The organism is Ensifer sp. Root423 (assembly GCF_001426275.1).
Taxonomy (GTDB): Bacteria; Pseudomonadota; Alphaproteobacteria; order Rhizobiales; family Rhizobiaceae; genus Ensifer; species Ensifer adhaerens.
In genome coordinates, this window is the sequence record NZ_LMEG01000030.1 from 1 (window position 1) to 23,576 (window position 23,576).

A 23,576-nucleotide genomic window follows, 5' to 3' on the forward strand; every position below is an offset into this window, starting at 1 on the left:
GGGCGAACGCTTCGGCATGACCCACTTCGTCAACCCGAAGGAGGTCGGCGACGACATCGTGCCTTACCTCGTCAACATGACCAAGCGCGGCGCCGACCAGATCGGCGGCGCCGACTACACCTTCGACTGCACCGGCAACACCAAGGTGATGCGCCAGGCGCTCGAGGCCTCGCATCGCGGCTGGGGCAAGTCGGTGGTCATCGGCGTTGCCGGCGCCGGCCAGGAGATTTCCACCCGGCCGTTCCAGCTCGTCACCGGCCGCAGCTGGATGGGCACCGCCTTTGGCGGTGCGCGCGGCCGCACCGACGTGCCGAAGATCGTCGACTGGTACATGGAAGGCAAGATCGAGATCGACCCGATGATCACCCACACAATGCCGCTCGAAGACATCAACAAGGGCTTCGAACTGATGCATTCGGGCGAGAGCATTCGCAGCGTGGTGTTATACTGAGCGCGGGTTGAGGACCGTTTCCAGACTGCAAATGCACTTTTTGCGCCGCAGCGTGATCTAGCCGGCGGCGCCAACAAGCAGCCGGGCATTGTGCGCCGGCCAGAAGGAGGAGAAGCCCATGCCAAGCATTGCGATCCATCCATCCCTCGACAGCGGGTTCAAGGCGACGGACGCTGCCTTTTCCGGCGGCACGCTGGTCTGCAACTGCGCGAGCAATCCCGTGAAAGTGCGCGTCAAGGGTGATATCGCCCACAACCATGCTTGCGGCTGCACAAAGTGCTGGAAACCCGAAGGTGCGGTGTTTTCGGTCGTTGCCGTCGCACCGACGGCCAACGTCGAGGTGCTGGAAAACGGCAACAAGCTTGCGGTCGTGGACCCGGCGGCGCTGATCCAGCGCCATGCGTGCAAGGATTGCGGCGTACACATGTACGGCCCGGTCGAGCGTGACCACGCGTTCAAGGGGCTTTCCTTCGTTCATCCTGAGCGCTTCCAGGAGGCAGGCTGGGCAAAACCGGGTTTTGCCGCCTTCGTATCGTCGATCATCGAGAGCGGCTACGATCCGGCAAAAATGGACAGCATGCGCGCGCGGCTGCGCGAACTGGGCCTCGAACCCTATGACTGTCTCAACCCAGTCCTGATGGACGTTCTCGCCACCTGGGCGGCCAAGAAGAGCGGCGCGCTTCCTGCCTAATAGTCAGACCGCTGACTGTCCGCTATGTCGATCGCTAGGCCAAGCCTAGCGATCGACGACGAGATCACTGAGCGGCTTCGAACAGCAAGGAAGGAAAAGCCCCGCATCGATCTCTCGTTGCCTTATCCCGCCATTGTGGTTCATCTCGACCGAACCCGATACGAGCTTGGACTTGCACGTGCCGCAGACGCCGTTCGAACACGATGAGGCGAGTTTTACGCCCGCTTTCTTTGCGCAGGAAAGCACGGTCTGCTCGCCCCCGATTTCGATCTTGCGGCCCTGTTTGGAGAACTCGACCTGGAACGTTCGGGTCGCCGGCTGATCGACGATAGGAATATCCGGGGTGTCGATCACGGCCGCATCGAAGCTCTCCTCGATGTAGTTGGATTGCGGAACGCCGAGTTCGGCAGCGATCGTGCGCGCGGCCGCCATGAACGGCGCAGGGCCGCAGCACATGACAATGCGTTCGGCGATATCGGGAACAGCAAGCTGCAAGTAAGCAGCCGATATGCGTCCCGTCAGGCCATGCCAGTTGGTTTCGCCGGTAACGACTTCCGGCAGAAACTGCAAGCGCAGGCCCTTCATCCGGTTGGCGAGTGACGCGAGTTCGTCGCGGAAGATGAGGTCCTTCGGGGTTCGCGCCGCGTGCATGAAGACGACGTCGACAGGCTCGCATGTATCGGCCAATTCGCGAACCATCGCCATGATCGGTGTGATCCCCGACCCTCCCGACAGAAAAAGGTACTTCCGACCGTTCGGGCGAATGAACTGGCCGAGAGGACCGTTCGCCTTGACCTTGGCGTTGACCGTGAGCCGATCGTGAAGCCAGTTCGAGATCTTGCCGTCGGCGACGCGCTTGACGGTCACCGAGAACGCATTGCTGCGCTTCGGCGAGGACGAGATGCTGTAGCAGCGGCTTTCCGGCTCGCCCTCGATATCGAGGTCGAACAGGAAATACTGACCGGCTTCGAAGGCAAAACGTTTGCCTTCGGTGGACGCAAAGGTAAAGGTCTTCACGTCGTGTGTTTCCTGATGGACATCGATGCAGACCAGGTCCTCGTCCGCGTCGCGGCTCCAGATATCGCTCGGCTCGAGACGCCCGGCGGGAGAAAAGTTGCTCTTAGTATCCATGGGCGCGCATCCGGTCGATGTACCACGACGCGAATTTGTCGAGGTTTGTTTCGGAGAAGGGCGAGTAGGGACCCGGCACGTAAGCGGGATCTTCGACGCCGGCATGGGAGCGGGCGACCAGTTCGGCGTCCTGCTCGGTTGTGGCGATCCAGACGTTGGTGAGCTTTTCGAGATCGTAGTCGACCCCCTCGACGGCATCCTTGTGCACAAGCCATTTCGTCCGCACGAGCGTCTTGTCGGCCGAGAGCGGGATGACGATCGAAACGACGGCGTGGTCGCCCATGAAGTGGTTCCAGCTGTTGTGACCCCAGAGATGCATGTCGCCGAGATCCTTGCGCGACATCGTGCCGAGCAGCTTTGCCGAGGCAGCGGTCGCGTCGGGCGTCTGGGATTCGCCCGCCCCCGAAATGATCAGCCGTTGCGTCCGAAAGTTGGTGGTGCAGTCCACCAGTTGCTCGACCGCCGCGGAGGGGTAGCCATCTGCCTCCCACCGCCTGGTGCGCTCCTCATAGAGCGAAAAATGCTCCTCCGCCTGGGCGCGATCTTCCGGGCTCAAAGCGTCCGGATCGAAGCCGAAATCGAGGTCGACGAAGGAGACGCAGAGCTCGGGATGGTTGGCGGAACAGTGGTAGCATTCACGGTTGTTCTCGATCGTGAGCTTCCAGTTGCCTTGTTCGATGACATCGGATTCATACGCGACCTTGGCGTTGGCAATATCGTAGGGAGCAAGCCGTTCTGCCATGACCCCGACGAGACGCTCAATATCTTCGGGCGGATCGTTCGAAAGGCAGACATAAACAAGGCCGCCAACCGACTTGAAGATCACGGGCTTGAGGCTGCGGCATTCCTTGTCGAAGCTCTTGCCCATATGGGGCGCATAGCTCAGTTCACCGGAAAGCTCATAGGTCCAGGTGTGGTAGGGACAGACAAGCTTCGAAACGATCGTCTTGCCTGGATCGAGCAGTCGGGCGCCTCGGTGGCGGCAGACATTGTGCATGACGCGGATCCCGCCGTCATCGTCGCGCAGGAGGATGAGGCTGGTCTTGCCAATATCGACGACGGTTGCATCGCCCGGCTCCGGTACATCGCATTCAAGCCCAATGCAGATCCAGTGCCGGCGGAAAAAGACCTCCAGATCCGCCTCGAAGACATCCTCTCGCGTGTAGAGACCGGCGGGAAGCGAATGGACGTCCGCTCTTGCATCAAGCAGCGATGATATGGGAGAAGCAAATGTCTGCAGCATAATTCCACCTTATGTTCCGATCGGAAGCTCGACGGGCTCCACAAAGAGGATCGCTCAGGCGCGGCAGTCGCTCAACGGCACAAATATGCGCGTTTCACATTACCAAATGTAATGGATCCAAGATGGTCAACCTGAGGAAGAAACTACCGCCGCTCACCGCGCTCACGGCCTTTGAGGCAGCGGCTCGATTGTCGAGCTTCACACGGGCCGCGACGGAACTCGGCGTGACGCAGGCGGCTATAAGCAGACAGATCCATTTGCTCGAAGAGGACTTTGGGTTCCCCTTGTTTCGGCGGCTTCATCGCAAGATCGAACTGACTGATAAAGGCCGGCTGCTTTCCGCAGCGGCCGGCGACGCGTTCAATCTTATTGCCGACACCGTTGCGGATCTTCGGTCGGAGGGAGCAGATGACGAGCTGGCAATTGCAGCGACCATCTCCTTTTCACATTTCTGGCTGCTTCCAAGGATCGCTGCCTTTTCTCGAGCCTATCCCGAAATCAAGCTTCGCATCATCACACAAGATGCCCGAACGAGCATCGAGGCTAGCGATGTGGACCTGGCGATCCGCTACGGGACCGGCACCTGGCCGGACGGCCAGGCGGAGTTCTTGTTCGAGGACGAGGTTTTCCCGATTTGCAGTGCAGATTATCTGGCCACCGCGGATCCGATCCGCACGCCGGGAGACCTCATCAATCATCCGCTGATTACGAGCGATATTGATGACCCGACATGGACGGGCTGGGATGAATGGCTTGCAGCATTTTCCGTAAAGGCGCCGAAACGCGCCCGCGGCCTGCGATGCAGCTTCTATACGGAAGCCATTTATGCGGCGATGAACGGGCAAGGCATTGCGCTCGGTTGGAACCGCCTTGTCTCCGACCTTATTCGGCAAACTCGTTTGGTCCGCCTTACCGAAGCCTCCATTCGCACCAGGGCGGCATATTTTGTCGTGGTGCCGGCGAGAAGACCGAAAAAGGAAAGCGGACGGCTGTTCATCGAGTGGCTGCGCGAGGTCTCTGCAATTGCTGAATGAGAAATCGTCCGTAACTTGCGGTCGCGGGGGGCCAATTTAGCGCCTTCCGCCACTCTTCTGTTTTAGACACTGAGCGACGGCCGTCTGCTGATCGCTAAATGCTCCTCGACGGCGGGCCGAGGCCGCTTCGGAATAAAACATGCGCCTTCTTCTTTTGGTGCGAACCGCTGCGCTTGCCGAGCACATAAGACCTTTGCCGGCTGCCATCGGACTGAGGTCCTATGGCAGAACCTCTCGCGTTGACTAAGTTCGTCGAAGGGATTCGATCTGTTGACGATCGGTGGCACCTGCATGGTGCCGAGCCCGTTTGGCCCGTTAGGGGTCGAATACCGATCACTTTGACGCTGTAGGTGGGAAATTATGAAGAAAATAGGTGCAGTACTCTTGGCCGCCGGTACGGCGCTATCGGCGGTGTCGGCGCAGGCGGCGCCGATGTTCTCTGTTTCCGCTGGGCAGACGACTTCCCAGCCGGTCGATTTGATCCATCATAAGCCAGGTCATTACGGCGGACCTCCGCACAAGCGCGGCTACGACGTCTACCGTTACGGCGGCAACCGTTACAATGCGGCTCCACGCTACGGCTACTACAATGGCTATGAGGGTTACCGGTACCGCCGCGACGGGTACCGTCGTCACAGTGATGGATGGTGGTATCCCCTGGCCGCATTCGGGACAGGAGTGATCATCGGTGGCGCGATCGCCTCACCGCCTCGGCGGGTCTATTCCAACGCGCCGTCGTCGCATGTCGAATGGTGCTATGACCGCTATCGTTCATACCGTGCCTACGACAACTCCTTCCAACCCTATTATGGGCCGCGCCAGGAATGTGTGTCGCCGTACTACTGACCAGCGAGGCGCCCGGTTGCGAGAATGCGTCGGGTCGCTTCGATGCTCTCCGACACCGTGGTGGTCGCTGCTTCAGCCGCGTTTCTTGAAGTGGCGGCCCAGAATTTGGGGGATCATGCCGCCTGCTAGGAGGGGCTCTACTTCTTGCCCCGTCTCCACGGCTGCTCGGGCCGTCAATTGCTGGCTTTCACCTTGCCGCTCGATTTCGGCCGCGGTGGCGGCGGCTTTATCCGCATCCGCATCGGCCCGGGTGTTTGGCATCCCGCGTGACCGTTAGAAATGGGCTCGAAGCGCCCTCTTATGCGACGACAATCGGGACTTTGGTCGGCGACGCCTTGACCCGGTTGTAGAGATCGACAACGTCCTGGTTGATCATGCGTACGCAACCGGAAGATGCCTGTGTGCCGATGGTCCACCACTCCGGTGAGCCATGCACGCGATAGCCGGTGTCTTGGCTGTCTTTGAAGATATAGTGTGCCCGGGCTCCGAGCGGGTTGTCGAGGCCACCCGGCTGGCCGCCCGTCCATTTCACCAGCTCCGGCTTGCGCGCAATCATCTCTTTGGGCGGCGTCCAGGTCGGCCACACCTTCGTATACTGGATCTCTGCCCGCCCGCTCCACTCGAAGCCGGCCTTGCCGATGCCGACACCGTAGCGGACCGCTTCGCCACCTTCCTGCACCCAATAGAGATGCCGCTCGCTAAGCCTCACCACGATCGTGCCCGGCGCCTCGCCGGTAGGGTCGCGAACGATCTGACGACGGAATTCCGGTTTGACTTTCTGGAATGGGATTGCCGGGATGACGAAGCCATTGTCGGTCAGCGAGGCATACATCGTGCTGTTGTCGGTGATGTTGCTGTCGACACTGATCGGTGGGATTGCCCCGGTCGACATATAGTCAACGCCCGCAGTCGACATCCGACTGGACGGCTCGAGCGATGGGAGTTCGAGGGACTGCGAGCAACCGGAGGCACCAAGCAGGGTCATGACGCCGAGGTTCGAAAGCAGGGCACGGCGGGTGATGAGGTAGCCGGGTTCCGAATTGGTCGCGCCGGAAGTGAGCTTCTGATCTTGTGGGTTACGCATGCACTTTTACCCTAGACGAACGTCGGCATCATGCCTCCGGATCGGCGCAGTTTCACGATTCATGGTTAAAAAGAAGTGAAAGCGTCCCCCGCCGCGCCGCTTGCGTTTCCTTCGGAAGCAAGTTAAATACTGAACTACATGGTTCAGTATTATAATGCCCCTCTCGATCTCTCGTTCGCGGCGCTGTCCGATGCGACCCGTCGCGGGATCATCGATCTACTTGGGCAAGGGGACGCGTCGATCACCAGTCTGGCGGACAAGTTCCAGATGACACTGACCGGCATGAAGAAGCACGTCCAGGTTCTCGAACGGGCGGGGCTCGTCGTCACGCAGAAGGTCGGACGGGTGAGAACCTGCAAGCTTGGGAAACGTGGCCTTGAGGCGGAGGCCGAGTGGATCGAGGCGCATCGCAAACTCTTCGAGGCCCGCTTCGAAGCACTGGACGAGATCATCAGCGAACTGAAACGGGAGGTAAGCGATGAATGAGCAAGTCAACAAAGCCGCTGGCGCGCAGAACCGCACGTCAGTCGAGCGCAAAGGGGACCGCGAACTCGTCGTAACGCGGACCTTCAATGCGCCGCCGAGCATGGTCTACCGGGCGTGGAGCCAGCCCGAGCTGTTCCAGCGCTGGTGGGTGCCAAAATCGGCACCTGGCGTTTCGCTCGTATCGTGCCAGATGGACGTGCGTACGGGCGGCAGGTATCGGCTGGAATTCGGCGCCGGCGGTTCGGACACCATGGCCTTTTATGGCAAGTATCTTGAGGTGGTGCCGAACGAGCGCATCGTCTGGACCAACGATGAGGGCGAAGAGGGCGCAATCACGACCGTGACCTTTAAGGACGAGGGCGGCAGAACGTTGCTGACTTTCCACGAAGTCTATCCGTCCAAGGAAGCGCTTGAGGAAGCACTGCAGAGCGGGGCGGCCGCATTGCCCGAGCAGTTGGATCAGCTCGACGAATTGCTTTCCAGCACCGGCGAGTAGCACAGATCGGGAAACGCTCCCCGGTAGACGTCTGGTCCTTTGACGCGGACTTCACGGCCGTTGGGGGGGCTGGGGCAAAGGCGCATAGCTGGCGAGGGCGGCTAGAGTATCTCAGTCAACTCGAACAGCGGCAGCGCCAAGCAGACCGACAGAACGTGCCAGGGCTCGCCCTCGACCGTGGCTCCGTCACTCATTTCGCTCAGTGTTAGGTTCGGGGCGACGTCGGCGCATGCCTGCTCGAGCAGGGCGATTGCTTCTCGTGATGTCAGTCCGTCCGGATAGCGGACAGCGTATTTTCGGCGAGGATCTGCTTCGTTCAAGGTCATCTTTGCAAGGCTGTCCGCTGAGGTGATGGCGAAGGTATGCGAAGGATCAGAGCTACATCGTGCGGACGGGGAGTGCTTTCGATAGCCCTTCGTTGGTAGCAGCCGCAGTCAAAAAGGATAGGGCAGTCTCGCCGCCGCATTTGTGCTTCCAAAGCGTGTCGTGAAGGAATGGGGTCCCACACTGTGGCGCTTCCGGTGACACAGCCTTCGATTTCTACCAGAAGCCCTGCTCAGCGGTGCGTAACCATGAAGAAACCCGGATCAGGACGGGTCTGCCGAGCGTTGCTACAAGCCAGCGCGATTTCCAATCGAGGGCAATTTCACGTCTGGATCCTCGGGGGCTGACTGGAAACCTACCCGGCCCGCGAGTGGACGGTCGTTTCCGTTGCTGTTGCGCATGTTCCCCTCGTTCGGCACGTCAATGTTGATCTCACACGTTGGCCGGTCGCTCGCCCTGCTGAAGCACGAAGTTGTCGCTCCGCTCGCATCATGGCTTGGGTCCCGATCTATGCGAAATCACAGGATGGCCGGGTCCTTATCAGGTATATTCTAAAAACATGTCATACAGGTTTGACAGGTTGACTGATATCTGTCTAATCTAGCCCTAGACAAGTTGGTGTGGCCAGGCCGCGCCTTTCACATGCCGGAGGACCAATGATCATCACTGACGTCGAAGTGCGGGTTTTCCGCACGACCACGCGCCGCCATTCGGACAGCGCCGGTCACGCGCATCCAGGCCCGCCGCACCAGGTAGAGCAAGCTATGCTGACTGTTCGCACGGAGGACGGCCATGAGGGGCATTCCTTCACGGCGCCGGAAATCGTGCGGTCGCATGTCATCGACAAATTCGTCAAGAAAGTCCTGATTGGCCAGGACCACCGAGATCGCGAGCGGCTTTGGCAGGACCTTGCCCATTGGCAACGCGGATCGGCCGCGCAGTTGACGGATCGCACGCTCGCGGTGGTCGACTGCGCCCTTTGGGACCTCGCCGGGCGGAGTTTGAAGCAACCTGTATACAAGTTGGTGGGCGGCTATCGCGATAAGGTGTTGGCCTACGGTTCCATCATGTGCGGCGACGAACTGGAAGGGGGGCTCGCAACACCTGAAGACTATGGTCGCTTTGCCGAAGCTCTCGTCAAGCGCGGCTATAAGGGCATCAAGTTGCACACCTGGATGCCGCCTGTCAGCTGGGCGCCGGATGTGAAAATGGACATCAAGGCCTGTGCGGCCGTGCGCGAAGCCGTCGGACCGAATATCCGCCTGATGATCGACGCCTTTCATTGGTACTCGCGCACGGATGCGCTCGAGTTGGGGCGGGGACTGGAAAAGCTCGGCTTCGATTGGATCGAAGAGCCGATGGATGAGCAGTCGCTGTCTTCCTACAAGTGGCTGGCCGACAATCTCGATATCCCCGTCGTTGGTCCGGAAAGCGCTGGCGGCAAGCATTGGCACCGTGCCGAATGGATCAAGGCGGGCGCCTGCGACATCTTGCGGACCGGGGTGAATGACGTGGGCGGCATCACGCCGGCATTAAAAACGATGCATCTTGCCGAGGCCTTCGGGATGGAGTGCGAGGTACACGGCAATACGGCGATGAACTTGCATGTCGTCGCGGCGACGAAGAATTGCCGCTGGTACGAACGCGGGCTGCTTCACCCGTTCCTCGAATACGACGACGGGCACGACTACCTAAAGTCATTGTCCGATCCAATGGATCGCGAGGGCTATGTCCATGTCCCAGCTCGGCCGGGGCTCGGCGAGGATATCAACTTCGAGTTCATCGAGAACAACCGCGTGCGGTGAGAAGCGGGGTATCTTTCATGAAAACCATTCTCGCTTTTGGAGACAGCCTGACGTGGGGAGCGGATCCGCAGACCGGGCTACGCCATCCGCCTGAAGGCCGCTGGCCCGAGGTGCTCTCGCGTGAACTCAACGGTGCGGCAAAGGTCATTCCCGAAGGACTTGGTGGCCGCACAACCTGCTATGACGACCATGGTGGACCGGCGTGCCGCAATGGGGCCAAGGCGCTGCAAGTGGCGCTCGCAAGCCACATGCCGCTCGACCTCATCATCGTGATGCTCGGTACAAATGACATCAAGCCCGTGCATGGCGGGCGGGCGGAGGGAGCGGTCTCCGGCGTGCGCCGGTTGGCGCAAATCATCGACACTTTTCCCTACAAGCCAAGTGGTGCGAGGCCAAAAATGCTGATCGTCGCCCCTCCACCCTGTTGCGCCGGTCCGGGCGGGGTGCCAGCGGCGGGACGCAGCATTGCTGAATCAGAGCGGCTTTCTCCGCTCTACCGCAAGCTCGCAGATGAACTTGGACACGCCTTCTTTGATGCCGGCTCTGTCGCACACGCCTCGCGGGTCGATGGGGTCCATCTGGAAGCCGCTGCCACGGCGGCGATTGGCCGGGCGCTCGCAGCACCCGTTGCCGAAATTCTTGGCTGATCTGTCCTGGTGCCTGTGGAGGAACAGGTGGGGCAGAACTTGTAACCGGAAGGCCGAACTCCCGCATGGGCGGCCGCAATAGGAGGAAACATGAAACGCTTTCTAGCAACGGTCGCGTTCGGCGCGCTTCTCATCGCTTCAACGCCACACGGCGTGTTCGCCGAAACTCCGGAAGATCAACTCGTCGTCGCAACGACAATGAGCAACATCCTGACGCTCGATCCCGCTGCCATCACTGGCCGCGAGACCGTACAGGTCCTCAACAACATCTACGATACGCTGGTCATCCTTTCGCCGAAGGACCGCAGTGTCCAGCCACGCCTTGCCGAGCGCTGGGAGGTCTCCGCCGATCGCAATTCAATTCGTTTTCACCTGCGTAGCGATGCGAAATTTGCGTCGGGCAATCCCGTCACGGCTCAGGATGTTGCCTGGAGCCTGAAGCGCCTGCTTGCGCGTAATCTCGCGCAGTCTTCTTTCCTGAAAACAAGGGGCTTCACGCTCGAAGAAGCCGACAAAGCCTTCGTCGCCGAAGACGACCACACCTTCGTTATCAATCTTCCGAAACCCGACGACCCGAACCTGCTGCTGATGATCCTTGCGCAGAACGGACCTGGCTCCATCTTCGACAGCAAGACGGTTCTCGAAAACGAGAAGGACGGCGATCTTGGCGCCGCCTGGCTGACCCTGAACTCCGCCGGTTCCGGCCCATTCACGCTCACGCAGTGGAAATCGAACGAGTACATCATCCTCACGCGCAACGACGACTACTGGGGTGAAAAGGCCGCAATGAAGCGGGTGCTGATGCGCCATCTGCCGGAATCGCAGTCGCAGCGGCTGCTTCTGGAAAAAGGCGACATTGACGTTGCCTATTCCTTGCAGGCGCCGGACCTGAAGTCGCTCGAGGCCGATGAGGCGATCGCCATCGCATCGACACCAGGCTCGGGTTTTTACTACCTCAGCGTCTCGATGAAGGATGAGCGCTTCGCCAACAAGAAAGTGCGTGAAGCACTGCGCTACCTGATCGATTACGAGGGTCTCGACAAGGCTGTCATGCCCTACTACGGCAAGCTGCATCAGCGGCCCTTGTCGACAGGCGTCCTCGGCGTGCTGCCGGACGAAGGCTACAAACTGGATGTGGCCAAGGCAAAGGCGCTGCTTGCCGAGGCAGGCTACCCGGACGGCTTTAAGACGACGTTGCGTGTGCTGTCTGAAGATCCTTTCATGAAGGCTGCGACGGCCATCCAGAACACGCTGAGCCAGGCTGGCATCCAGGCGGAGCTCATCAGCGGTTCGGGCGACCAGATCTACGGCGCGATGCGTGAACGGAACTTTGAACTGCTTCTCGGCCGCGGCGGCGGTGGCCAGCAGCCGCACCCCGACAACAATTTACGCTCTATCGCCTACAATCCCGACAATTCGGACGATGCCAAGCTCACCAACTATCAGAGCTGGCGCACCAGCTTCTATGACGAGAAGCTGAACAAGATGATCGAAGAGGCCCTGGTTGAGCGCGACCAGGCCAAGCAGGCCAAGCTCTACGAGGGCGTGCAGCAGTACATGGACGAGGTCGTCATGTCGATCCAACCCTTCTCGGAAGTGGTCGACACGGCCGCGTACCGCAGCGACGTGAAAGGGATGATCGTCAGCCCCTGGCTCTCGCGCTTCGAAGGTGTCACCAAGGAGCGGTGATCGGCTCCAGGAATTTAATGAAATGAAGGAAAGAAGGCGCATGTGACCATGCGCCTTCTTTTTGCATTGAAAAGTGCCGTCGGCCGGGCGCCAACGCGTTGCCGAACGAAATCGGCAACGTCACCCCGTGGCTGCCGCTGTTCGGTTTCCTCTCGCTTGAAGCCGAAGTATTCCTCATCTGTGCGGATTTGCGTGGTTGCCTACCCATCGCCCTCGCCTCGCGAAGACCTTCATCACCGGTACGTCTGGGGAGGGGCAGCGATTGGCAAGCGTGCCGCGGCCAGGTTCACATGCCCGGGCTGCACTCGCCGAAAAGGTCGCAGGCGTGCACCCGGGATCATTGGCAAGCTCAGACACCCGATAGTCCTCAACCGGGGCCATCAGGCAAGGAAAAGCCCGGCACAGGACCGGGCGAGTTGGGGAGGAGAAGTCTTCTTTTGGGAGGAGATGCGGCTTGCTCAGTGCGAGCCTTCGTACTCCAGCGAGGCGCCGATCAGCTCACGCGCGTAAGCGTGGGTTGCCTGGTTGCCGGGGATCGCCTCGCGCGGCAGCACTTCGGTGATTTCTCCGCGCAACATGACCGCGAAACGGTCGCACATATGGTCCACGACGGCCAGATCGTGCGTCACCATGATGTAGGTGAAGCCGCGCTCCTCACGCAGACGCTGAAGCAGGTTCAGGATTTCCGCCTGCACCGAAACATCGAGCGCCGACGTCGGCTCGTCTAGGAGCAGCAGGGAAGGTTCGAGGATCAGCGCCCGCGCGATCGCAACACGCTGGCGCTGGCCGCCCGAGAGCTGGTGGGGGAAGCGATCGAGAAAGGAGACCGGCAGCCCCACATCCGTGATTGCCTTGCGTATGCGCTCCTCCCGGTCGCCGAGCTTGTGGATGACGAGAGGCTCGTTCAGCACCGTGCGAACCGATTGGCGTGGATGCAGCGAACCGTAGGGATCCTGGAAGACCATCTGCAGCGTGCGGCAACGCTCAATCAGCGGCATGTCACGCACCGACCTGCCGCCGATCAGTACGTCGCCGGTCCAGATGTCGGTCAGCATAGAGATGCAACGCAGGACCGTGGACTTGCCTGATCCGCTTTCGCCGACGAGGCCGAAGCATTCGCCCGGCGCCACGGAGAAGGTGACGGTTGGCAACACCTTGACCGCGGTGGGACCGCTACCGAAGGTGATAGAGACATCGCGAACTTCGATAGAGACAGACATCAGGCTTTCTCCTCCAGCCATTCGGGACGGCGATCGAGCACGCGGAGCGGTGCGCGTGGGCCGCCGATCCGCGGCTGAGCTGCCAGCAGGCCACGGGTGTAGGGATGTTGGGCCTTGTCGAGATCGCGGGCGGCCAGCGTTTCAACGATACGGCCGGCATACATGATGAGTACGCGATCGCAGAAATTGCGTACAAGGTTCAAGTCGTGACTGATCATGATGAGCCCGATGCCGCGATCCCGCACCAGCCCATCGAGAATGTTCAACACCTGAAGTCGCACCGTGACGTCGAGTGCGGAGGTCGGTTCGTCGGCGATGACGAGCTCGGGATCAGCAAGCAGCATCATGGCAATCATCACGCGCTGCCCCATGCCGCCGGATATCTCGTGCGGATACTGGTCATAAACGCGCTCCGGGTCGCGGATCTTGACTGCCGACAGCATGGCGAGCGCCTTTTCACGCGCCTCCGCCTTGGTGCAATTGAAATGCCGCAGATAGGTTTCCGCCACCTGGTCACCGACCCGGCGAATAGGGTTCAAAGAAAATTTCGGATCCTGAAGGATCATGGACATGCGCCGGCCGCGAACCTTGAGCAGTTCCTTTTCCGAAAGGGCTGTCAGATCAAGCTCGGCAAAGCGCAGCGTGTCGGCGGTAATCGTGGCGCCCGGCAGAAGTCGCAGCAAGGCCCGTCCGACAGTCGATTTGCCGGAACCGGACTCGCCAACGATGCCAAGGCGTTCGCGGCCGAGGGTGAAGGACACGCCGCGCACGGCATCGGTCGCTGCGCCGCCATAGCGGATGCGGAGGTTTTCGACCTGAAGAATGTCTTGGCTCATCGGTCTACCTCCGGTTCATCTGCTTCGGATCGAGCGCATCGCGCAGCCCGTCGCCGAGAAGGTTGAAAGCGAGGCTGACCGAAAGAATGGCGACACCCGGGAAGGTGACGAGCCACCAGCTGTCCAGCATGTACTTGCGGCCTGTCGCAATCATCGCGCCCCATTCCGGCAGCGGAGGTTGGGCGCCGAGCCCCAGAAAACCGAGACCGGCAGCCGTCAGGATAACGGTCGCCATGTTCAGTGTCAGGCGAATGAGCACCGAGGGCAGGCACATGGGCATGATCGACTTGACGATGATGCGTGTGGCCGATGCGCCCTGGAGCCTGGCTGCCGAGATGTAGTCCGCCTTGCGAAAGGTCATTGCCTCTGCGCGCGCGAGGCGTGCGATCGGTGGCCAAGAGGTCAGCGCAATCGCGATAATGGCGTTGTTCAGGCTTGGACCCAGCGCTGCAACGAAGGCGAGCGAAAGAATGAGGCTCGGGAAGGAGAGAGAGATGTCCGTGATCCGCATCATCACGGTATCGACCTTCCCGCCGAGATAGCCGGCAGTCGTGCCGATGACGAGCCCGATTGGGCCAACGACAATCGAGACGAGGAAGATAATCGTAAGCGTGATACGCGAGCCCCAGACCAGGCGGCTGAAGATGTCACGACCAAGCTCGTCGGTGCCGAACAGATGTCCATTTCCAGGCGCCTGCAGCGTGTTTGCGAGGTTCTGGGCATAGGGGTCATGGGTGGCAATCAGCGGCGCGAAGGTTGCGACAAGGACGAGCAGCACCAGGACCGCAAGACCGAAGGTCGAGGTTGGGCTCTTCAACAGGAAGCGCACGATGTTCTTGAGTGCGTAAAGCGGAGCCGGCAAGCGGAACGCAGTTTCAGCTTGGGTGGTCATCAGCGTGTCCTCGGGTCGAAGATGCGATAGAGAACGTCGGACAGAAGATTGAGGGCGATAAAGATGATCCCGACGATCAGGACGCAGGTCATGACGGCGTTCATGTCGCCGGTAATGAGGTTATTGGTGAGATATTGGCCAAAGCCCGGCCACGCGAAGACCGTCTCGATCAGCACGGCGCCTTCGAGCAGCGAGCCATAGGCAAGCGCAATGATGGTGACCAGTTGCACCCGAATGTTGATGAAGGCGTGCTGCCAGATCGTCTGGCTGCGAGAAAGGCCTTTGACGCGCGCCGTCGTGACATATTCCTGACCGAGCTGATCCAGCATGAAGCTGCGGGTCATGCGCGTGATATAGGCGGACGAGGAGTAGCCAAGCAGCGACGCCGGCAGGATGATGTGGTTGACGGCCGACCAAAACACATCCATTTCGCCGGCGATCAGGCTATCGATCAGCAGGAATCCGGTCCGCTCCTCGACAAGGCCAATATAGAACTGGTCCATGCGTCCGCTGCCGCCGACGAGGCCGAGATAAGCATAAAAGACGATAAGCGCGATCATGCCGGTCCAGAAGATCGGCATGGAGTGCCCGAACAGGCTGAAGACGCGCACGACATGGTCGGGCCAGCGGTCCTTGTTGACGGCAGCAAGCACTCCGAGCGGAACGCCGAGGCCGGCTCCGATGAGGATTGCGAAGGTCGCAAGCTCGATCGTTGCCGGCATCACGTGCAGGATATCCTGAATGACCGGCTGGCCCGTGCGGATGGAGGTTCCGAAGTTGCCGGTGAAAACGTCTCCAAGATAGTAGGCGAATTGTTCCCAAAGAGGTCGATCAAGCCCGAGCGAACGATAGACCTGTTCGTAGGTCTCGCGGGTTGCGTCCTCCCCGACGATCGCGCGGACCGGATCGGCAGGCATAAGGCGGCCGATGAAGAACGTCAGGAGCAGAAGGCCGAGCAACGTGACCGCAATGGTCCCGACCTGCCCGGCCACGCCGTGGAAGCGTAGGCGACGAATTGACATGGTTCCTCCGTTTGTCAGTCGCCTGCGGTGAGGCGTTACAGGCTCCAATCCTGTATGACAACTTTCACTGAACCTGTCACAGGTTATGTCGAGTGTCAAGCAGAGCTGACGGAGAGGAAGTCATCTCTGCGGGGTGTGAAGCAGTCGATGAGCTCTCCTGCCTCCAGGCATTCGCAGCCATGTTCCGTGTTTCCGGGGATTACGAGGCTGTCGCCAGTCTTCAATTCATAGGTCTGGCCATTGCGAAAGAAGCGGAATTTGCCGCGCGCCACATAGGTCGATTGCACGTGCGGGTGGCGGTGGAGCTTGCCTTTTGCACCGTTTTCGAAGCGAAAGGAGACGACCATGAGCTCAGGCGAATCTGAAAGCACCTGGCGGGTGACGCCGGTATCGGTCGAAATCGTGGGGAAAGTAGGAAGAGACATGCGGACCTCATAGGTGATGTATGACAACATCACCATACATGTCCTTTTGCCTGTATGACAACTCTGCGCGTCTATTAAATTGCGTCGGGGCTCATGGTGCGGGAACGCAAGAGCGCGTTGTACCGATCAAGGCTTCCCCGCAAGTGGGCGCGCATGCGCTCGCGCGCCGCTTCAGCATTGCCTTCGATGATTGCCTCAACGATCTGGCCATGCTCTTCCTGAAGATGGAGGTTGTAGTCCTTCGGGCGCGACCCCGGCGCAGATCCCTGCAACTCGCCGCGCGGAATGATGCCAGTACGGATCAGTTGGAGAAACTCCGGAAAACGCCGGTTTTGCGTGGCTTCCGCAATCGCCAGGTGAAGCTCGAAATCCGCATCGCGCGTAGGATTGCCAGTTGCCAGGCACTCGCCAACACGATGATGGGCTTCAAGGATGGTTTCGATCTGGGCGGGTGAACGGCGCGCGGCCGCCAGCCCTGCCGATTCCACCTCGAAAACCGTCCGAAGTTCAAGAAGCTCTATGACCGACGAAATCCGCTCGGTCTTCAAATCCTTGAAAGGCTGCTCCTTTTCCGGCTTTGTCTCAAGGGCAAATATGCCGGCGCCCTTGCGCGCTTCGACCAGCCCGTCGGCGCGAAGGATGGCAATCGCTTCCCTTACGACTGTGCGGCTGACGGAATACTCGCGCGTCAGAGCGCTTTCGCTCGGAAGCCGGTCGCCGGGGCGAAACACGCCTTCTGCCAGATCGCGACGCAGCGCGGCGCTGATTTTTGCCGCAAGCGACGTGCCACGCTCCATAGTGTTTACGGCTTCCATTTTCGTCCCAACATGCTCAAACCTGTCTGGCATGTTAGTCGTAATCTGTTCGAATGCAAGTGCGGCTCTCTCAACCAGTGCTAGCGCAAGGTTCGCAGCATGGAGCGATATCGTGTCTGGCTGTTCTTCAGGTGATCGCGCATGGCCGCGCGAGCCTGTTCCTCATCCCCGCTTTGGACCGCGTCGAGTATCGCCTCGTGTTCATCGAGAAGCCGGCGCATCTCGACGGAGGGAAGGGCGGCTTCCTCTCCCTCGCGGGCGACCGCACGGCGCGGGATGACAGCCGGCCCGAGCACATGGAGAAACTCGGCAAACCTTGGATTGTTCGTCGCTTCGGCAATGGCGAGATGAAAAGCAAAATCGGTTTCGGCGGTCGGCTCACCACTTTCGGCGCGGATGCGAAATGCTTCGAACGCTTCGATAATTTTGCCTTCCTGTCCCGGGGAGCGGCGAAGCGCGGCCAACCCGGCCGCATCGCCTTCGACTGCCGTTCTGATTTCCAGCATCTCGATCAATGATGAGACGCGGGCGAGATCGACGTTGTGAAACGAATTTCTTGCGGCCGGGGCAGGCTCCAGCACGAAAACGCCGACGCCATGTCGTGCCTCGACCAATCCGTCGGAACGCAGTGCTGCAATCGCTTCTCTTACGACAGTGCGGCTGACGTTAAATTCCTTGGTCAGTTGCGCCTCTGATGGCAGGCGGTCGCCGGGCCGGTAGCGGCCCTCGGCGATATGGGAGCGCAGAACGTCGGTAACCTTTGCCACCAGGGTCCTGGGCTGCGGGGCGTTCGTATCGGAAGCAGTCGCTATCGTCATGTGGTTGCCCGGTTCCAGGATGTGGCGGCACCTGCCGCTTTATCTCTGGATACGCCAAAGATGGCGGACGAGGCAATCGCTCCTCAATCCGATAGCAAATCAGCAGGCAAAAGCCCGTCAGGTACATTCTGATAGGATACGGGCCTCAGAAACCTGCGGATCGCCATAGTTCCGACCGAGGTCGCGCCGAAATTCGTAGAGGCCGGATAGGGCCCGCCATGAACCATGGCGTCGCAGACTTCCACGCCCGTGGGAAATCCGTTCACGAGAAGACGGCCGGCCTTGCGCTCCAGGATCGGCATAAGTTGGCGTGCAAGATCGGTGTCTCCGTCGTTGAGATGAAGAGTTGCAGTCAGCTGGCCATCGAAACTCTGGGCGACGACGACCAGTTCTTCAATGCTTTCGGCCGTGACGATGAGGCCGAGCGGGCCGAAGACTTCTTCTGAAAGCGTATGGTTGGCGAGCCAGTCCCGTGCAGAGACGAGGAAGAGATTGGGTGTGACGTTGCGCCGATCGCAGCTGGATGTAAAGACGTCGCGAACGCCGCTGCCTGAGGCGATGCGATTGCGCCCATCGCGATACGCTTTGGCAATTCCATCCGTCAACATCACTTGTGCGCCGATCTGCGAAAGCGCCGCACGCACGCTTTCCGCAAACGCTGGCGCCTCGCCTGCTGCGATCACGGCAATGCCTGGATTGGTGCAGAATTGTCCGGCGCCCATCGTCAACGAGCTTGCCCAACCCTTGGCGATTTCCTCGCAGCGGACCTTGCCGGCTTCGGGCAGGATGAACATCGGGTTGACCGAACCCAGTTCGCCGAAGAAGGGGATTGGTTCCGGGCGCTTCGCACATAGGTCGAAAAGCGCGCGGCCACCCGCAAGCGAGCCGGTAAAGCCGACGGCCTTGATGAGGGGATGTGTAACGAGGCCAGTGCCGACGTCCCGGCGACCGCCCTGGATGAGTGAGAATACGCCGGGGTGAAGCCCTTGCTTCCTGATCGCTGCGTGGGCAGCCTCGGCAACCACTTCGCTCGTCCCAGGATGGGCTGAATGGCCCTTCACGATGACCGGGCACCCGGCGGCAAGGGCCGACGCGGTATCGCCGCCCATTGTCGAGAAAGCCAGCGGAAAATTGGAGGCACCGAACACCGCAACCGGACCGACAGGTCGCTGAAGCAGTCGGATGTCGGGGCGCGGGAGGGGCTTTCTGTCCGGCAGCGCTTCATCGTGGCGTCTGTCGAGATAGTCGCCCTTTCCGAGATGGGCTGCAAATAGTCGGAGCTGGCCGGTGGTGCGTCCACGTTCTCCTTCTAGCCGGGCGGGCGGCAGACCGGTTTCTGCACTGCCGATCTCGGTAATGGCCGCCCCGCGGCTTTCTATCTCATCGGCAATCGTTTCTAGAAAAGCCGCGCGCTCTTTCCGGCTTGAATGGCCATAAGACCAGAAGGCATCCTCGGCCGATTTTGCGGCCCTGTCGACCAGATCCGGCGTGCCGACGGAAAAGTCAAACGCGGCGCCATGGGCCGGTTCGCTGCTGAATGTCTGCTCGGTCGCGATCCACTCGCCCGCAACCAGGTGTTTGCCGTGAGGGGTGAAGGTCATTGTCACTCCTTGAAGATAGGATTGTCGGTAAAGGCACCGCCTTGAAAGCGCGCCATTGATTTGTCGAGGGTTGGTTTAGCCACGTTCGTTTCGATTTTCTCGCGCCAGGCCTCGGCGTTGTCTTTCGCCCTCCAGCCGAGCCAAGCCAGATGCGAATTGTCCCACCAGCAGCTGTCGTTTGCTGAAACGCCCCAAATGACTGGGCAACCAAGCACTGGGGAGCGGAAAGCGGCTTCGATCAGCGATGCGAAATCGCCATGAGAAAACCAGGTCGACAGCATCCGATGGTCCATCGGCTCAGTTGTACAGGAGCCGATGCGCACCAGTGCTGTCTCCTGTCCGAACTTGTCGAAGTACAGGCGGGCGAGCGATTCACCGAAGCATTTGGACACACCATAGAGCCCGTCGGGGCGAAACGGTGCATCGGGCCCAAGTCGATCAGTCTGCGGATAGTAGCCGATCGTGTGGTTTGAACTTGCAAAGATGATGCGGGGCAAGCCATGGGCGCGCGCGGCCTCGTAGAGATTGTAGAGGCCGACGATGTTGCCGGTGACAACCTCGTCGAACGGGCGTTCGACGGAAATCCCGCCCAGATGCACGATACCGTCGCAGCCCGCCACCATCGCGTCGACGGCCCATGGTTCGGCGAGATCGCAGTGCATCCATTCCTCGTTGGGGCCGGTGACATCAGCCGGTGCGATGTCGGCAAGACGGATTGTTTCGGCAAGCAACGCCAGTCGCGGTCGCAAGGCGCGGCCAAGCGCGCCAGCCGCGCCCGTGATCAGGAGGCGTTTCATTCGGGTCTTGACCTTGAACACGTTATCATACAATACGGACTTACATGTATTATCTCTTGTTCGCAATACCTCAAAGGAGGACCGAATGCTGACCGTCGAAACAAGGCAGGCCGTTAATCCGGACTATGCGCGAGCGCTCGATACAGAAGGCCTGCGTAAGCATTTCCTGGCGCAGGATATGTTCCGCCCCGGTGAGATCCGGCTCGTCTACACGCACTACGATCGCTTCGTTATGGGAGGTGCCGTTCCTAACGGTGCTGCGCTGACGCTCGATCGGGTCGAGGAAACGAAGACGCCGTCCTTCCTTGACCGGCGCGAAATGGGTATCGTGAACATCGGTGAGGCCGGTACGGTGACAGCCGGTGATGAGACATACGCGCTCAACCGCGGCGATGTGCTCTATCTCGGGGCCGGTTCTGGTGCGGTGACGTTTGCCGGACGCGGACGTTTCTACATCGTCTCCTGCCCGGCGCACCGCAGCCTGCCGGCGCGGCTTGTGACACTCGGTGAAAGCAAGGAGGTCAAGCTTGGCGCGATGGAAACCTCCAACAAGCGGACCATCAATCAGTTCATCCACCCACTCGTGATGGAAAGCTGCCAGCTCGTGCTCGGCTACACAACGCTCGAAGACGGCTCCGTTTGGAACACGATCCCCTCCCACGTGCATGATCGCCGCATGGAGGCCTATCTCTATTTCGGTATGGACGAAAAATCTCGCGTGCTCCATCTGATGGGTGAGCCACAGCAGACGAGGCATCTGTTTATCGCCAACGAGGAAGGCGCGATCTCGCCGCCATGGTCGATCCACTCGGGCGCGGGCATCGGCTCTTATACCTTCATCTGGGCGATGGCCGGCGACAACGTCGATTACACGGATATGGATTTCATTCAACCGGCGGATCTGCGATGAAAAACCTCTTTTCTCTCGAAGGACATAAGGCTCTCGTCACCGGGGCGAATACTGGTCTTGGCCAAGCGATCGCGGTTGGCCTGGCTCAGGCGGGCGCTGAGGTTGTCTGCGCCGCGCGCAGGGCGCCCGACGAGACCCTTGCGCTCATCGACAAGGCCGGGGGAAGGGCGACTGCACTGGCGCTTGATTTCGCCAATCCGATGGCGGCAACCGGAGTATTTGCCGGTGCGGAATTCGACATTCTCGTCAACAACGCCGGAATCATCCGTCGCGCTGACGCGGTTGATTTTTCCGAAGCTGATTGGGATGCAGTCATGGATGTGAACCTCAAGGCACTGTTCTTCACGACCCAGGCTTTTGCCAAGGAGCTGCTTGCGAAGGGCATGTCCGGCAAGGTGGTCAACATCGCGTCGCTGCTTTCCTTCCAGGGCGGAATTCGCGTACCGTCCTACACCGCCGCCAAGCATGGCGTTGTGGGCGTCACGAAGCTTCTCGCCAACGAATGGGCGTCAAAAGGCATCAACGTCAATGCGGTTGCGCCCGGCTATATCGAGACCAACAACACCGAGGCTCTAAGGGCAGATCCTGAACGTAGCAAGGCAATACTCGAGCGGATTCCGGCGGGCCGCTGGGGGCGCTCCGAAGACATTGCGGGTGCGACCGTGTTTCTGTCTTCGGCGGCTGCGAACTACATCCATGGTGCGGTGTTGAATGTCGATGGCGGTTGGCTGGCGCGCTAAAATAACTTGTATGATGAGTTGTATGATGACTATTGACATTGGTGTGATATCCCGATTATCTGGGGCTATCAACCATAGAGGAAATCAACGTTATGAACCCTGAGCAGATCAAGGCCGCGCTTGGATCGGGCCTGCTTTCGTTCCCGGTGACGCATTTCGATGCGGAGGGTCGGTTTGCGCCGGACAGCTATNATGAACCCTGAGCAGATCAAGGCCGCGCTTGGATCGGGCCTGCTTTCGTTCCCGGTGACGCATTTCGATGCGGAGGGTCGGTTTGCGCCGGACAGCTATCGGGCGCATGTCGAGTGGCTGGCCGGCTACAAGGCCCCGGTTCTGTTTGCGGCCGGTGGCACCGGCGAGTTCTTTTCGCTGAAGCCGGACGAGATCCCCGGCATCGTCAGGGCGGCCAAGGACGTTTCCGGCGACACGGCGATCGTATCGGGCTGCGGCTATGGCACGGAGATGGCGGTCGACATCGCTCGTTCGGTCGAGCGCGTCGGTGCCGACGGCATCCTGCTTCTGCCGCACTATCTGATCGATGCGCCGCAGGAAGGGCTTTATGCCCATGTGAAGAAGATCTGCCAGTCGGTCGGCATCGGCGTCATGGTCTATAACCGCGACAACGCGGTGCTGCAGGCCGACACGCTTGCAAGGCTGTGCGACGAATGCCCGAACCTGATCGGCTTCAAGGATGGCACCGGCGACATCGGGCTGGTGCGCCAGGTCACCGCCAAGATGGGCGACCGGCTGATGTATCTCGGCGGCATGCCGACGGCGGAACTGTTTGCCGAGGCCTATCTCGGTGCCGGCTTCACCACCTATTCCTCGGCCGTCTTCAACTTCGTGCCGGGCCTTGCCAATGAATTCTATGCCGCCCTTCGCGCCGGCGAGCGCGCCACCTGCGAGCGCATCCTCAACGASTTCTTCTATCCGTTCATGGCCATCCGCAACCGCGCCAAGGGCTATGCGGTGTCGGCGATCAAGGCCGGCGTGCGGCTGCAGGGTTTTGATGCCGGTCCGGTGCGTGCGCCGCTGAAAGACTTGACCGAGGAGGAAGTCGCCATRCTCGACGCGCTCATCGGTGCGAACAAGCGTCRGAAATGAGCGTTTTGCGAGGATAGCCCATGAAGATCGTCGCCGTCCGCACCCACCTTCTCGAACATCGGCTGGCCGTGYCGTTCGAAAGCGCCTCCATGCGTTTTGACCGTCGCGCCCATGTGCTGGTCGAGATCGAGTGCGACGACGGCACGATCGGCTGGGGCGAGTGCCTCGGCCCGGCGCGGCCGAATGCGGCGGTGGTTGCGGCGTACACGCCCTGGCTGATCGGCCAGGAYCCGCGCCAGACGGAAAAGCTCTGGGCKATCCTCTACAACGCGCTGCGCGATCAGGGGCAGCGCGGGCTTGCGRTYACCGCCCTTTCCGGCATCGATATCGCGCTCTGGGATATCAAGGGCAAACATTATCGYGCCTCCGTYTCCATGCTGCTTGGCGGGCGCTGGCGCGAGAGCGTGCGCGCCTATGCGACCGGCAGCTTCAAGCGCGATGGCGTCGACCGGGTCTCCGACAATGCGCT

The 23,576-nt window shown here is 60.3% G+C and carries 26 protein-coding genes and 1 pseudogene; 13 read left to right on the top strand and 14 right to left on the bottom strand.

From position 1 onward, the window contains the following. Positions 1–451, top strand: a 451-nt coding sequence (locus tag ASD01_RS23245; protein WP_156623696.1) for a zinc-binding dehydrogenase, incomplete at its 5' end; no start/stop codon positions are given. A gap of 118 nt (positions 452–569) precedes the next feature. After that, positions 570–1,142, top strand: a complete 573-nt coding sequence (gfa, locus tag ASD01_RS23250; RefSeq protein ID WP_060585987.1) for an S-(hydroxymethyl)glutathione synthase — start codon at positions 570–572, stop codon at positions 1,140–1,142. 45 nt (positions 1,143–1,187) lie between these two features. Here the strand turns inward: gfa and ASD01_RS23255 are convergent, their stop codons facing one another. Both ASD01_RS23255 and ASD01_RS23260 read right to left on the bottom strand, forming a co-directional pair. Beyond that, positions 1,188–2,273, bottom strand: a complete 1,086-nt coding sequence (locus tag ASD01_RS23255; RefSeq protein ID WP_060644506.1) for an FAD-binding oxidoreductase — start codon at positions 2,271–2,273, stop codon at positions 1,188–1,190. Continuing rightward, entirely contained in the window at positions 2,263–3,516 is a 1,254-nt protein-coding gene (locus ASD01_RS23260) for an aromatic ring-hydroxylating oxygenase subunit alpha (RefSeq protein WP_060644507.1), read from the bottom strand. Before ASD01_RS23260 ends, ASD01_RS23255 begins: the two co-directional genes overlap by 11 nt. Positions 3,517–3,638: 122 nt before the next feature. Between ASD01_RS23260 and ASD01_RS23265 the strand changes: the two genes are divergently transcribed. Further along, positions 3,639–4,550, top strand: coding sequence for a LysR substrate-binding domain-containing protein (locus tag ASD01_RS23265; RefSeq protein ID WP_060585982.1), 912 nt, complete (start codon positions 3,639–3,641; stop codon positions 4,548–4,550). A 360-nt stretch (positions 4,551–4,910) separates the two neighbouring features. Next, positions 4,911–5,396 carry a BA14K family protein gene (locus ASD01_RS34965; protein WP_060585980.1) on the top strand — a complete coding sequence of 162 codons (486 nt, stop codon included), beginning with the start codon at positions 4,911–4,913 and terminating at the stop codon, positions 5,394–5,396. Between the two features lie 72 nt (positions 5,397–5,468). Here the strand turns inward: ASD01_RS34965 and ASD01_RS23270 are convergent, their stop codons facing one another. Next, entirely contained in the window at positions 5,469–5,657 is a 189-nt protein-coding gene (locus tag ASD01_RS23270; RefSeq protein ID WP_060516808.1) for a hypothetical protein, read from the bottom strand. Positions 5,658–5,694: 37 nt separating this feature from the next. Continuing rightward, entirely contained in the window at positions 5,695–6,480 is a 786-nt protein-coding gene (locus ASD01_RS23275) for a L,D-transpeptidase (RefSeq protein ID WP_060644508.1), read from the bottom strand. Between the two features lie 138 nt (positions 6,481–6,618). Between ASD01_RS23275 and ASD01_RS23280 the strand changes: the two genes are divergently transcribed. Together ASD01_RS23280 and ASD01_RS23285 are read left to right on the top strand one after the other, a co-directional pair. Then, positions 6,619–6,966, top strand: a complete 348-nt coding sequence (locus ASD01_RS23280) for an ArsR/SmtB family transcription factor (protein WP_060529540.1) — start codon at positions 6,619–6,621, stop codon at positions 6,964–6,966. Continuing rightward, complete coding sequence (locus ASD01_RS23285) at positions 6,959–7,462, top strand: SRPBCC family protein (RefSeq protein WP_060644509.1); 504 nt, start codon at positions 6,959–6,961, stop codon at positions 7,460–7,462. The genes ASD01_RS23280 and ASD01_RS23285 overlap by 8 nt, the downstream gene beginning before the upstream one ends. A gap of 101 nt (positions 7,463–7,563) precedes the next feature. On the opposite strand, the gene ASD01_RS23290 is transcribed toward ASD01_RS23285, so the two are convergent. Then, positions 7,564–7,788: a hypothetical protein gene (locus ASD01_RS23290; protein WP_060644510.1), complete on the bottom strand. Its 225-nt coding sequence runs from the start codon at positions 7,786–7,788 to the stop codon at positions 7,564–7,566. Positions 7,789–8,442: 654 nt separating this feature from the next. On the opposite strand from ASD01_RS23290, the gene ASD01_RS23295 reads away from it, so the two are divergent. From ASD01_RS23295 to ASD01_RS23305, 3 genes are all read left to right on the top strand, one after another. Then, the gene (locus tag ASD01_RS23295; RefSeq protein WP_060516797.1) at positions 8,443–9,591 is read left to right on the top strand and encodes a mandelate racemase family protein; all 1,149 of its coding nucleotides are present in this window, start codon (positions 8,443–8,445) and stop codon (positions 9,589–9,591) included. Between the two features lie 17 nt (positions 9,592–9,608). Next, positions 9,609–10,238, top strand: a complete 630-nt coding sequence (locus ASD01_RS23300) for an SGNH/GDSL hydrolase family protein (protein ID WP_034801894.1) — start codon at positions 9,609–9,611, stop codon at positions 10,236–10,238. A gap of 90 nt (positions 10,239–10,328) precedes the next feature. Beyond that, positions 10,329–11,927, top strand: coding sequence for an ABC transporter substrate-binding protein (locus ASD01_RS23305; RefSeq protein WP_060644511.1), 1,599 nt, complete (start codon positions 10,329–10,331; stop codon positions 11,925–11,927). A gap of 458 nt (positions 11,928–12,385) precedes the next feature. Here the strand turns inward: ASD01_RS23305 and ASD01_RS23310 are convergent, their stop codons facing one another. The 9 genes from ASD01_RS23310 to ASD01_RS23350 form a co-directional block, all read right to left on the bottom strand. Then, the gene (locus ASD01_RS23310; protein ID WP_034801890.1) at positions 12,386–13,147 is read right to left on the bottom strand and encodes an ABC transporter ATP-binding protein; all 762 of its coding nucleotides are present in this window, start codon (positions 13,145–13,147) and stop codon (positions 12,386–12,388) included. Next, complete coding sequence (locus ASD01_RS23315; protein WP_034801888.1) at positions 13,147–13,983, bottom strand: ABC transporter ATP-binding protein; 837 nt, start codon at positions 13,981–13,983, stop codon at positions 13,147–13,149. The genes ASD01_RS23310 and ASD01_RS23315 overlap by 1 nt, the downstream gene beginning before the upstream one ends. A gap of 4 nt (positions 13,984–13,987) precedes the next feature. Continuing rightward, positions 13,988–14,875 (bottom strand): ABC transporter permease, encoded by an 888-nt coding sequence (locus ASD01_RS23320; protein ID WP_060644512.1) that lies wholly within the window; start codon positions 14,873–14,875, stop codon positions 13,988–13,990. Next, positions 14,875–15,897, bottom strand: a complete 1,023-nt coding sequence (locus tag ASD01_RS23325; protein ID WP_043619645.1) for an ABC transporter permease — start codon at positions 15,895–15,897, stop codon at positions 14,875–14,877. The genes ASD01_RS23320 and ASD01_RS23325 overlap by 1 nt, the downstream gene beginning before the upstream one ends. A gap of 95 nt (positions 15,898–15,992) precedes the next feature. After that, positions 15,993–16,322, bottom strand: a complete 330-nt coding sequence (locus ASD01_RS23330; protein WP_060517377.1) for a cupin domain-containing protein — start codon at positions 16,320–16,322, stop codon at positions 15,993–15,995. Between the two features lie 74 nt (positions 16,323–16,396). Beyond that, a complete protein-coding gene (locus tag ASD01_RS23335) occupies positions 16,397–17,137 on the bottom strand; it encodes a FadR/GntR family transcriptional regulator (RefSeq protein WP_034801882.1) in 741 nt (246 codons plus the stop codon). Between the two features lie 80 nt (positions 17,138–17,217). Continuing rightward, positions 17,218–17,955 carry a FadR/GntR family transcriptional regulator gene (locus ASD01_RS23340; protein ID WP_060516792.1) on the bottom strand — a complete coding sequence of 246 codons (738 nt, stop codon included), beginning with the start codon at positions 17,953–17,955 and terminating at the stop codon, positions 17,218–17,220. An 83-nt stretch (positions 17,956–18,038) separates the two neighbouring features. Then, positions 18,039–19,556, bottom strand: a complete 1,518-nt coding sequence (locus ASD01_RS23345; protein WP_060585968.1) for an aldehyde dehydrogenase (NADP(+)) — start codon at positions 19,554–19,556, stop codon at positions 18,039–18,041. 2 nt (positions 19,557–19,558) lie between these two features. After that, a complete protein-coding gene (locus ASD01_RS23350) occupies positions 19,559–20,353 on the bottom strand; it encodes an NAD-dependent epimerase/dehydratase family protein (protein WP_060585989.1) in 795 nt (264 codons plus the stop codon). A gap of 85 nt (positions 20,354–20,438) precedes the next feature. Here ASD01_RS23350 and kduI point away from each other — a divergent pair, with 85 nt between their 5' ends. The 4 genes and pseudogenes from kduI to ASD01_RS23370 form a co-directional block, all read left to right on the top strand. Next, positions 20,439–21,263 (top strand): 5-dehydro-4-deoxy-D-glucuronate isomerase, encoded by an 825-nt coding sequence (kduI, locus tag ASD01_RS23355; protein WP_060644513.1) that lies wholly within the window; start codon positions 20,439–20,441, stop codon positions 21,261–21,263. Then, entirely contained in the window at positions 21,260–22,003 is a 744-nt protein-coding gene (gene kduD, locus ASD01_RS23360; protein ID WP_060644514.1) for a 2-dehydro-3-deoxy-D-gluconate 5-dehydrogenase KduD, read from the top strand. The genes kduI and kduD overlap by 4 nt, the downstream gene beginning before the upstream one ends. A gap of 192 nt (positions 22,004–22,195) precedes the next feature. Further along, positions 22,196–23,107, top strand: a pseudogene (kdgD, locus tag ASD01_RS23365) (5-dehydro-4-deoxyglucarate dehydratase); the annotation flags it as partial. Between the two features lie 20 nt (positions 23,108–23,127). Then, positions 23,128–23,576: enolase-like domain-containing protein (locus tag ASD01_RS23370; RefSeq protein WP_458574506.1), on the top strand; the 449-nt coding region annotated here is incomplete at its 3' end.